Below are 9,704 nucleotides of genomic sequence, written 5' to 3'. Positions count from 1 at the left end.
CGGCCGCGACGGCGGGGGCCGCGGGGGCGCCGACCCCCGGCGCGCCGGCCGCGACGAGCGCCGCCCCCAAGGTCTCGCAGGCCGTGCTGGACATCCAGCCGAAGAGCGGCGCGGTGGACGTCGCCCCGGACGGCACGCTCAAGGTCGCGGTGTCCGGCGGCAAGCTGACCACCGTCAAGGTGAGCGACAAGACCGGCAAGGAGGTGGCCGGCGCGATCGCCGCCGACGGCTCCAGCTGGGCGCCCTCCGGCCCGCTCGCGGTCGGCACCGCCTACCAGGTGAGCGCGCTGGCGGCGGACGCCGGCGGCGTGGTGGCCTCGGCGGACAGCAGCTTCACCACGCTCACCCCCGAGCGGGAGGCGAAGGCGAGCGACAACATCGAGGACAACGCCACCTACGGCGTCGGCATGATCGTCTCGGTCGCCTTCGACAAGGACGTGAAGAACAAGGAGACGGTGGCGAAGGGCATCACCTTCGAGACCGACAACGGCACCGTGCTGAAGGGCCACTGGTTCGGCAACCGCCGGCTGGACTTCCGCCCCGAGAAGTACTGGACGCCGGGCACCAAGGTCACCGTGCACTACCGGCTGAAGAGCGTGGAGATCGCCCCGGGCGTCTACGGCGGCGTGGACCGGGACGAGCCCTTCACTATCGGGCGATCCCAGGTCTCGGAGGTTGACGCCAAGACGCACCGGATGACGGTGGTCCGGGACGGCCAGACCTCGGTCATCGACATCACGTCCGGCTCGCCCGAGCACCCGACCTGGAACGGCACCATGGTCGTCATGTCCAAGGAGGGCGTGGTGCGGATGCAGTCCAGCAGCATGCCCGGGATGACCGGCGCGCCGTACGACCTGCAGGTACCGCACTCGATGCGGCTCACCGACTCCGGCACCTACGTGCACGGCAACTACTGGAGCGACGTCTTCGGCGAGGACAACGTCAGCCACGGCTGCGTCGGCCTCAAGGACGTCAAGGGCGGCGGCTCGGGCACCTCGGCCGGCCAGTTCTACGACGGCTCGATGATCGGGGACGTCGTGACGGTGAAGAACTCCATCCGCGGCCAGGTGGCCCCGGACAACGGCCTCAGCGGCTGGAACCTCGGCTGGAGCGCCTGGTAGGAGGCGGTTCGCGGCAACCCGGGCTTGACGGCCGCCGGTCGGCGGCGGGGCTCGGGTTGCTGTCGGCATATGCCGAGAGAGTAGTGATCGTTTGCTCATTGTCCGTACGCGGCCGCTTGCGTTCCGCAATGATGGGTCGCATGGCGGGTTGGGGCGAAACAGATCAGTCATCACTTTCAGGGTCCAGCTTGGTCGCTGACGCGTCGTGGGCGTCGTTCCAGGAGGGGCTGACGGCCCTGGAGCGGCTCAGCTCCGAGGAGCTGGAGCAGATGTACGTCGGGAGACTGGGCGACCAGGCGGCGTCCGGCGAGGTGCGGTTGCCGTCCAGGCCGGAATCCGGGCCGCTGGCGCGCCGGCTGGTGCTCTCCGTGCTGGAGAGTTGGGACCTCCACCAGCACCTGGAGGTCGGTGAGTTACTCACCAGCGAGCTGGTCGCCAACGCCGTGCGGCACGCCGCCGGGCGGACGATCGGGCTCCAGGTGGTGCGCAAGCCGGGCTGGCTCCGGGTGGAGGTGCGGGACTCCTCACGGGCGCTGCCGTGCATGATCCTGGCGGAGCCGCTGCCGATCAACGAGCGCGGACGCGGGCTGCGGGTGGTCGACGACCTGGCGGACCGCTGGGGCGCGGACCTGCTGCCGCGCGGCAAGGGCGTCTGGTTCGAGCTGAAGGTCCGCGACCGGGCCTGAGGCCGGTTCCGGCCTCCGGGAACCCGCAGGGCCCCGGAAAACACGCAGGGCCCCCGATGTTCACCGTGGTCCGGTGGCTGGGGGCCCCTGCAGGTCATCGCGCCGGCCAAGGGGGTGCGTGCCGCGCGATGGGCGACGGCCGTGCCAGGTCGGGCCAGCCGTAGTCTCGGTGCGCCCACGGCGGAGTTCTCGTCGTCCGCCGTTGGACGTCTCGACTATCGCATGGATCTCAGCATGTGGGCAAACCGGATGACTTCGAATGCAAGGTTTGTAACTTAGTTCACCTTGGGAATTTGCATAAGTTAACGCTGGTGCCTGAGATTATTCATGATCGGCACTATTTCTGATCAGTGCCGCTTGCCGGCGGCCACGGGCTGCGCACCGCGAGCAGCGGGGTGTCGACGCCGAGCTTGCCCGCCGAGCCGTGCACCGCCTCCCGCAGGTACGGGTAGAGCACCGTGACGCCGACTTGGTCGGCGAACCACTGCTGCTCCTCCGCCGACAGCGCGAACGGGCCGCCCAGGGAGAACACCGCCACCGCGTCGACCGCGAAGTCCGCCAGCGCCGCGGCCAGTTCCAGCCGGCAGCGGACCTCCAGCGTGGTGCCGCCGTCGCCCTGCCGGAGCCAGACGGACATGGTGGTGCCGGACTCCTCCTCCGGCCGCGGCCCGGGCCGGTCGAAGAGCCGGCGCCCGGAGGCCTCCAGGAACGCGACGTCGTCCAGCTGCGCCGCCTCGGCCAGCTCCTGGAAGGAGCCGAAGCGCCGGACGGGGACGGGGCGGCGGGTGGTCCCGGCGGCCATCAGACGGTCACCGACCGGGCGGTGCCGTCGGTCCAGGCGGTGGCCGGCCAGACCGTCGCCGGGCGGGCCGACTGCGGCTGCCGCTCCCGGACCGCCACCCGCACCTGCACGGCGACCGGCGCCGGCGTCCAGGCCGGGGTCAGATCGGCGGAGCTGTGGCCCACCAGGGTGTGCAGCCGGGCGCCGACGGCCCGGGCGTAGCGCTGCAGCGTCGAGTAGCGGGCGTCGCCGCCCACCCGCTCGAACTCGGAGACGGTGGACTGCGAGGTGCCCATCAGCTCGGCCACCTCGCGCTGGGTCAGCCCGCACTTGCGGCGGGCCACCACCAGGGTCTCGACCAGCTCGGCGTAGGCCTGAGCGTCGTCCAGCGCGGCCGCCGTGCGGGGGTCGTCCGGATCGATGCCGAGAAGATCTTGCAGGCTGGGTGCCATGGTCGCCTCCCCTCCGAGGGCTCTCCACAGTATCGCCCAAAACCGATACCGAGAACCGGGAACTCAGCCGTTCGGCTCCCGCCGCCGCCACTCGCGCAGGCGGCGGGCGGCGGCGGAGCGCTCGTTGGACGGGGTCTTCTGGGACTTCTTCTGGAAGAACGAGAGCGCGAGCAGCACCAGCCCCGCCGACTCCTCCGCGTAGAGCAGTCGGAAGGTGCGGTGGTCGCCGGTGAGCCGGACCTCCAGCAGGTCGCCGCCCAGGTCCTTGACGTCGCCGGGCAGGGTCTGGCGGTCCTTCACGCGGTTGAGCAGCACGAACAGGCGCGCTCGCTCGTGCGGGGCCAGGTCGGCCTTCTGCAGCTCCTTCTGGACCGGCGCCGAGCCGTCCGCGCCCTGGTAGAACGACCACTCGCGCTGTCCCGGCACCCCGATCCCCCCTCGCCCGCCCCTGTCGGCAGTCTAGGGTCCGGCACGGGGCGGCCGGGACGGCGGCGGGGCTCCTCAGTGGACGCAGAACTCGTTGCCGACCGGGTCCCGCAGCACGGTCCAGGCGAGGCCCGGGATGCTGTGCTCGCCGACGACGCTCGCGCCCAGCGCGACCAGCCGCGCCACCTCCTCGGCCAGGCCCGTCCCGGGCGGGACGGCGAAGTCGACGTGCACGCGGTTCTTGCCCAGCCGCTCCTCGGCCACCCGCTGGAAGCCGAGCGCCACCGGCTCCGCCTTGACGATCACGAAGTCGCCGTAGTCCTGGTCGATCTCGCCTCCCACCGCGGTGGCCCACCACTGGGCGAGCTCCCGCGGTTCCGCGCAATCCACCGTGACCATCACTGCTGCCAGAGTCATGACCGGCACCCTAGCGACGACCACTGACAACCGCCGACGGCCCCGCGCCCCGGCCTTGACCTCAAGTCGGCTTCAACTCCTACGGTCTCCCCATGGCCGCCGGGACCGACCGGCGGTGCCACCATCGTCCAGCCGCCGACCGACATGCTCCACGGTGACCGCACCGTCATCCTCAAGGACCCCTCGGGCCGGCTCGCCGAGGACGGCGGCGAGCAGGCCGGGCAGCGCGGCGTCCGTCTCGGCACGGCGCAGGGACATGATCCGGGCCTTGCCCGCCGCCCGGGTGTCGGTGAGGCCCGCCTCGCGCAGGACGCGCCAGTGGTTGGAGAGCGTGGAGCGCGGCACGTCCAGGCCTTCGGGGCTGCACGCGCACTCGCCGTCGGCGGCCATCCGGCGGACCAGTTCCAGCCGGACCGGGTCGCCGAGGGCGTGCAGGACCACGGGCATCTCCACCGGGCTTCCCCTTCCGGTCGGTCTCCTACCGCCCGTAGTATGCCGGTCGATTCGATGTTTCGGGAAAATCGAAATGATCACCGGAGGGACCCCGCCGTGCCCGTCGTCCGCACCTACACCCGCGTCTACGTCGACGACCTCGACACCGCCCTGCCCACTTTCGTCGCCCTCACCGGCGAGCAGCCCGCGCTGCGCTTCCCCTACCGCGGCCTCGAACTCGCCGCCGTCGGCGACCACCTCCTCGTCGCCGGCACGGACGAGGCCCTCGCCCCCTATCGCGCCACCCACACCACCCTGGTCGTCACCTCGCTGGACGAGGTCCTCGCTCTCCTCGCCACCCATGGCGGCGAGGTCCTCGACGGCCCGAACGCCGTCCCCACCGGCCGCAACCTCACCGCCCGCCACCCCGGCGGCGCGGTCGTCGAGTACGTGGAGTTCCACGAACAGGCCCGGGCGGCGGCCCAGGGGTGACCCCCGGCGGGGGCCCGGGAAAGCGCCGAGCCCCCGCCGGGGGCGGGGGCTCAGGGGTGCGCAAAGCCGCCGGTCAGCACTCGATGACGTTGACGGCGAGGCCGCCGCGCGAGGTCTCCTTGTACTTGATCTTCATGTCGGCCCCGGTCTCCTTCATGGTCTTGATCGCCTTGTCGAGGGAGACGTGGTGGCGGCCGTCGCCGCGCAGGGCCATCCGGGCGGCGGTGACGGCCTTGACGGACGCCATGCCGTTGCGCTCGATGCAGGGGATCTGGACCAGGCCGCCGACCGGGTCGCAGGTGAGGCCGAGGTTGTGCTCGATGCCGATCTCGGCCGCGTTCTCGACCTGCTCGGGGGAGCCGCCGAGGACCTCGGCGAGACCGCCGGCGGCCATCGAGCAGGCGGAGCCGACCTCGCCCTGGCAGCCGACCTCGGCGCCGGAGATGGAGGCGTTCTCCTTGAAGAGCATGCCGATCGCGCCCGCGGCGAGCAGGAAGCGGACGATGCCCTCGTCGTCGGCGCCCGGGATGAAGTTCAGGTAGTAGTGCAGGACGGCGGGGATGATGCCGGCCGCGCCGTTGGTCGGGGCGGTGACGACGCGGCGCCCGGAGGCGTTCTCCTCGTTGACCGCCATCGCGTAGAGGGTGACCCACTCCATCGCGTTGGCCGGGCCGATGCCCTCCGCGCGCAGCGCGCGGGCGCCGGAGGCGGCCCGGCGGCGGACCTTGAGGCCGCCCGGGAGTATGCCCTCGCGGGACATGCCGGCCCGGACGCACTCCTGCATGACCCGCCAGATCTCCAGCAGGCCGGTCCGGATCTCCTCCTCGGAGCGCCAGGCCTTCTCGTTCTCCAGCATCAGGCCGGAGATCGACAGGCCGGTCTCCCGGGTGAGCCGGAGCAGTTCCTCACCGGTGCGGAAGGGGTACTTCAGCGCGGTGTCGTCGGGCTTGACCCGGTCCGCGCCGATCGCGTCCTCGTCGACGACGAAGCCGCCGCCGACCGAGTAGTAGGTCTTCTCCAGCACGGTGGAGCCGTCGGCCCGGAACGCCCAGATGGTCATGCCGTTGGCGTGGTACGGCAGCGAGCGGCGCCGGTGCAGCACCAGCTGGCTGTCGGGGTCGAAGTCGATGGTGTGGGTGCCGAGCAGGTGGAGCCGCTTCTCGGCGGTGATCCGCTCGACGTCCCGGTCGGCCTGGTCGACGTCGACGGTGCGCGGGGAGTTGTTCTCCAGACCGAGCAGCACCGCCTTCGGGGTGCCGTGGCCGTGGCCGGTGGCGCCCAGCGAGCCGTAGAGCTCGGCGCGGACGGCCGTCACCTCGGTCAGCAGGCCCTCCGACTTCAGGCGGCGGGCGAACATCCGGGCGGCGCGCATCGGGCCGACCGTGTGGGAGCTGGACGGACCGATGCCGATGGAGAAGAGGTCGAAGACGCTGATGGCCACGGAGGGACGTCCTTGTCTGGTCTCGTGGGTGGTGCCGGCAGGGAGGGGGCGCGGGCGGGGGCGGGCGGGCCGCTGACACGGGACGGGGCACCGCGCGCACTCTTCCAGTGTGCGCGGTGCCCCGGAATCCCAGGTGGCCGGGCGGCGTGAGCCCGGTCACCCGCGGCCGAACAGCAGGACTTACAGGTTCGGGTAGAGCGGGTACTTCTCGGCCAGGGCGGTGACCCGGGCCTTCAGCGCGGCGGCGGTGGTCTCGTCGAAGGCCGGCTTCAGGGCCTCGGCGATGATGTCGGCGACCTCGCGGAAGTCCTCGGCGCCGAAGCCGCGGGTGGCCAGCGCCGGGGTGCCGATCCGCAGGCCGGAGGTGACCATCGGCGGGCGCGGGTCGTTCGGGATGGCGTTGCGGTTGACGGTGATGCCGACCTCGTGCAGGCGGTCCTCGGCCTGCTGGCCGTCGAGCTGGCTGTTGCGCAGGTCGACCAGGACGAGGTGGACGTCGGTGCCGCCGGACAGGACGGAGGCGCCGGCCTCGGCCACGTCCGCCTGGAGCAGGCGCTCGGCGAGGATCTTGGCGCCGTCCAGGGTGCGCTGCTGGCGCTCCTTGAACTCCTCGGTGGCGGCGACCTTGAAGGCGACCGCCTTGCCGGCGATGACGTGCTCCAGCGGGCCGCCCTGCTGGCCGGGGAAGACCGCGGAGTTGATCTTCTTGGCCCACTCGGCCTTGGAGAGGATGACGCCGCCGCGCGGGCCGCCCAGGGTCTTGTGGGTGGTGGTGGTGACCACGTCCGCGTACGGCACCGGGTTCGGGTGCAGGCCCGCGGCGACCAGGCCGGCGAAGTGCGCCATGTCGACCATGAGCAGCGCGCCGATCTCGTCGGCGATCCGGCGGAACTCGGCGAAGTCGAGCTGGCGCGGGTAGGCGGACCAGCCGGCGATGATCAGCTTCGGCTGGTGCTCCTTGGCGAGGCGCTCGACCTCGGCCATGTCGACCTGGCCGGTCTTCTCGTCGACGTGGTACGCGGCCACGTTGTAGAGCTTGCCGGAGAAGTTGATCTTCATGCCGTGGGTCAGGTGACCACCGTGGGCCAGCGACAGGCCCAGGATGGTGTCGCCCGGCTGGATCAGCGCGAACATCGCGGCGGCGTTGGCCTGCGCGCCGGAGTGCGGCTGGACGTTGGCGTGCTCGGCGCCGAACAGGGCCTTGATCCGGTCGATCGCGATCTGCTCGACCACGTCGACGTGCTCGCAGCCGCCGTAGTAGCGGCGGCCGGGGTAGCCCTCGGCGTACTTGTTGGTCAGGACCGAGCCCTGGGCCTCCATGACCGCCACCGGGGCGAAGTTCTCGGAGGCGATCATCTCCAGGGTGGTCTGCTGGCGGTGCAGCTCGGCGTCGACCGCGGCGGCGATCTCCGGGTCGAGGGAGTGCAGGGACTGGTTCAGAACCGTCATGGTGGGGTCTTCCCGGGAGGAGAGAAGGAGCAGGGCGGCGGGGCGGCCGCGGGTGCGGCGGCCGCCCCGGCGGGTGGCTCAGGCCGAGGGGTTGGTGAGCGCGGTGTACTCGTCGGCGGTCAGCACCTTGCCGGTGGACTCGACGCGGACCTTGAACAGCCAGCCGCCCTCGAACGGGTCGCTGTTGACCAGGCTGTTGTCGTCGGCGACGGCCTCGTTGACCTCGACGACCTCACCGGTGACCGGCGAGTACAGGTCGCTGACCGACTTGGTGGACTCCAGCTCGCCACAGGTCTCGCCGGCCTCGACGGTGTCGCCGACCTCGGGGAGCTGCACGTACACGATGTCACCGAGGGCGTCGGCGGCGTGCTTGGTGATGCCGATCGTGGACACACCGTCGACGGCGGCGGTCAGCCACTCGTGCTCCTCGGTGTACTGCAGGTGCTGGGGGTTGCTCATGGCGTCATTCTCCAGGATGGGAAGCGGGTACGACGAAGCGGCCCGGCAGGCGGACGCGCCTCGCGAGGGAAACGTGGGGGACGGGCGTCAGCGGGCGCGCTTGTAGAACGGCAGCGCCACGACCTGGACCGGCTCGTGCTTGCCGCGCACGTCCACCGCGACGGTGGTGCCGGGGGCGGCGTGCGCCGCGTCCACGTAGGCGATCGCGATCGGCTTGCCCAGGGTGGGGGAGGGGGCGCCGGAGGTGATCCGGCCGATCGCGGTGCCGTCCGCGGCGACCACGGAGTACTCGGCGCGCGGCACCCGCTTGCCCTCGGAGACCAGGCCGACCAGCACCCGCGGCGGGTTGGCCTCGGCCTCGGCGGCGGCCTTCTCCAGGGCCTTGCGGCCGACGAAGGCGCCGTCGTTGGTGGTCTTGTCGAACCGGACGACCCGGCCCAGGCCGGCGTCGAACGGGGTCAGCTCGGTGGACAGCTCGTGGCCGTACAGCGGCATGCCGGCCTCCAGGCGCAGCGTGTCGCGGCAGGACAGGCCGCACGGGACCAGACCGCGCTCGGCGCCGGCCCCGGTCAGCGCCTGCCAGATCTGCTCGGCGTCGCCCGGGTTGCAGAAGATCTCGAAGCCGTCCTCGCCGGTGTAGCCGGTGCGGGCGAGCAGCACGTCGCGGCCGGCCACCTGGGCCGGGAGGATCGCGTAGTACTTCAGGCCGGGCAGGTCGGCCTCGGTGGTGTCGGCCAGGATCGCGGTGGACTCCGGGCCCTGGACGGCGATCAGCGCGTAGGTGTCGCGGTCGTCGGTGACGACGGCGTCGAAGTCCTTGGCGCGGGCGGTCAGCTCGTCCAGCACCAGCTGGGCGTTGGAGGCGTTGGCGACGACCAGGAAGGCGTCCTCGCGCAGGCGGTAGACGATCAGGTCGTCCAGGATGCCGCCGTCCTCGGCGCAGATCATGGTGTAGCGGGCGCGCAGCACGCCGAGCGCGGAGACGAAGCCGACCAGGGCGTGGTCCAGCATCTCGCCGGCCTGCGGGCCGCTGACGGTGATCTCGCCCATGTGGGAGAGGTCGAACAGACCGGCCTTGGTGCGGACGGCGAGGTGCTCCTCGCGCTCGCTGCCGTAGCGCAGCGGCATGTCCCAGCCGGCGAAGTCGGTCATGGTGGCGCCGAGGGCGCGGTGCAGCGCGTCGAGCGCGGTGAGGCGGAGGGACGACATGGCCAGGAACTCCTCGGTCGGGGCACTCAGGGGTGCACGCGCCGGGACCGGCCCCGCGTCGGGGTGGCGGACCCTGCGCGCGGGCATGCGGCGGCTGGGTCTCCCCATCTGTCGTCGAACCTGAGAGCTTCACCGCGTACTGCCCTGCAACAGGGACAGCATGGCGGCTTGCACCGTGGGTGGGCGGACGGCAGGGCCGTACGCCGCTTTCCAGATGTGCCTAACCCGTGCGGTAGGGGTGCCTGAGAGATTCCGGGGAGGACTTGCTCCTTCGGCGCCGGCTGTGCCGCCAGGACGGGGGCACTCCGGACTCTCCCGCGCGGGTTCGAGCGGCCGGTA

12 protein-coding genes and 1 riboswitch are annotated in these 9,704 nt (G+C 71.8%); of the genes, 3 read left to right on the top strand and 9 right to left on the bottom strand.

Annotated features, from left to right (window positions below):
- Both AB0N76_RS17135 and AB0N76_RS17130 read left to right on the top strand, forming a co-directional pair.
- Window positions 1-1,121: Ig-like domain-containing protein (locus AB0N76_RS17135; protein WP_363557831.1), on the top strand; the 1,121-nt coding region annotated here is incomplete at its 5' end.
- 188 nt (window positions 1,122-1,309) lie between these two features.
- Window positions 1,310-1,807: an ATP-binding protein gene (locus tag AB0N76_RS17130; protein WP_363557829.1), complete on the top strand. Its 498-nt coding sequence runs from the start codon at window positions 1,310-1,312 to the stop codon at window positions 1,805-1,807.
- Between the two features lie 337 nt (window positions 1,808-2,144).
- Here the strand turns inward: AB0N76_RS17130 and AB0N76_RS17125 are convergent, their stop codons facing one another.
- The 5 genes from AB0N76_RS17125 to AB0N76_RS17105 form a co-directional block, all read right to left on the bottom strand.
- Window positions 2,145-2,609: a hypothetical protein gene (locus tag AB0N76_RS17125; protein ID WP_363557827.1), complete on the bottom strand. Its 465-nt coding sequence runs from the start codon at window positions 2,607-2,609 to the stop codon at window positions 2,145-2,147.
- On the bottom strand, window positions 2,609-3,040 hold the full coding sequence (locus AB0N76_RS17120; RefSeq protein WP_363557825.1) for a helix-turn-helix transcriptional regulator: 432 nt from the start codon (window positions 3,038-3,040) through the stop codon (window positions 2,609-2,611). The genes AB0N76_RS17125 and AB0N76_RS17120 overlap by 1 nt, the downstream gene beginning before the upstream one ends.
- A gap of 63 nt (window positions 3,041-3,103) precedes the next feature.
- On the bottom strand, window positions 3,104-3,466 hold the full coding sequence (locus AB0N76_RS17115) for a type II toxin-antitoxin system RelE/ParE family toxin (RefSeq protein ID WP_363557823.1): 363 nt from the start codon (window positions 3,464-3,466) through the stop codon (window positions 3,104-3,106).
- A 75-nt stretch (window positions 3,467-3,541) separates the two neighbouring features.
- Window positions 3,542-3,883: a VOC family protein gene (locus AB0N76_RS17110; protein WP_363557821.1), complete on the bottom strand. Its 342-nt coding sequence runs from the start codon at window positions 3,881-3,883 to the stop codon at window positions 3,542-3,544.
- A 72-nt stretch (window positions 3,884-3,955) separates the two neighbouring features.
- On the bottom strand, window positions 3,956-4,330 hold the full coding sequence (locus AB0N76_RS17105; protein ID WP_363557841.1) for a helix-turn-helix domain-containing protein: 375 nt from the start codon (window positions 4,328-4,330) through the stop codon (window positions 3,956-3,958).
- A gap of 102 nt (window positions 4,331-4,432) precedes the next feature.
- Between AB0N76_RS17105 and AB0N76_RS17100 the strand changes: the two genes are divergently transcribed.
- A complete protein-coding gene (locus tag AB0N76_RS17100) occupies window positions 4,433-4,807 on the top strand; it encodes a hypothetical protein (protein ID WP_363557819.1) in 375 nt (124 codons plus the stop codon).
- Between the two features lie 73 nt (window positions 4,808-4,880).
- Here AB0N76_RS17100 and AB0N76_RS17095 read toward each other — a convergent pair whose 3' ends face one another.
- The 4 genes from AB0N76_RS17095 to gcvT form a co-directional block, all read right to left on the bottom strand.
- Window positions 4,881-6,248 carry an L-serine ammonia-lyase gene (locus AB0N76_RS17095; protein ID WP_363557817.1) on the bottom strand — a complete coding sequence of 456 codons (1,368 nt, stop codon included), beginning with the start codon at window positions 6,246-6,248 and terminating at the stop codon, window positions 4,881-4,883.
- A 180-nt stretch (window positions 6,249-6,428) separates the two neighbouring features.
- Window positions 6,429-7,697, bottom strand: coding sequence for a serine hydroxymethyltransferase (gene glyA / locus AB0N76_RS17090; protein ID WP_363557815.1), 1,269 nt, complete (start codon window positions 7,695-7,697; stop codon window positions 6,429-6,431).
- 78 nt (window positions 7,698-7,775) lie between these two features.
- Entirely contained in the window at window positions 7,776-8,156 is a 381-nt protein-coding gene (gene gcvH / locus AB0N76_RS17085) for a glycine cleavage system protein GcvH (RefSeq protein WP_363557813.1), read from the bottom strand.
- Between the two features lie 87 nt (window positions 8,157-8,243).
- Window positions 8,244-9,365 carry a glycine cleavage system aminomethyltransferase GcvT gene (gene gcvT / locus AB0N76_RS17080; RefSeq protein WP_363557811.1) on the bottom strand — a complete coding sequence of 374 codons (1,122 nt, stop codon included), beginning with the start codon at window positions 9,363-9,365 and terminating at the stop codon, window positions 8,244-8,246.
- Between the two features lie 220 nt (window positions 9,366-9,585).
- Window positions 9,586-9,693: riboswitch (glycine riboswitch) on the bottom strand.
- Between the last annotated feature and the right edge of the window lie 11 nt (window positions 9,694-9,704).

It is taken from the genome of Kitasatospora sp. NPDC093806 (genome assembly GCF_040683335.1).
Classification (GTDB): domain Bacteria; phylum Actinomycetota; class Actinomycetes; order Streptomycetales; family Streptomycetaceae; genus Kitasatospora.
This window is presented reverse-complemented; position numbering and strand designations above follow the sequence as displayed.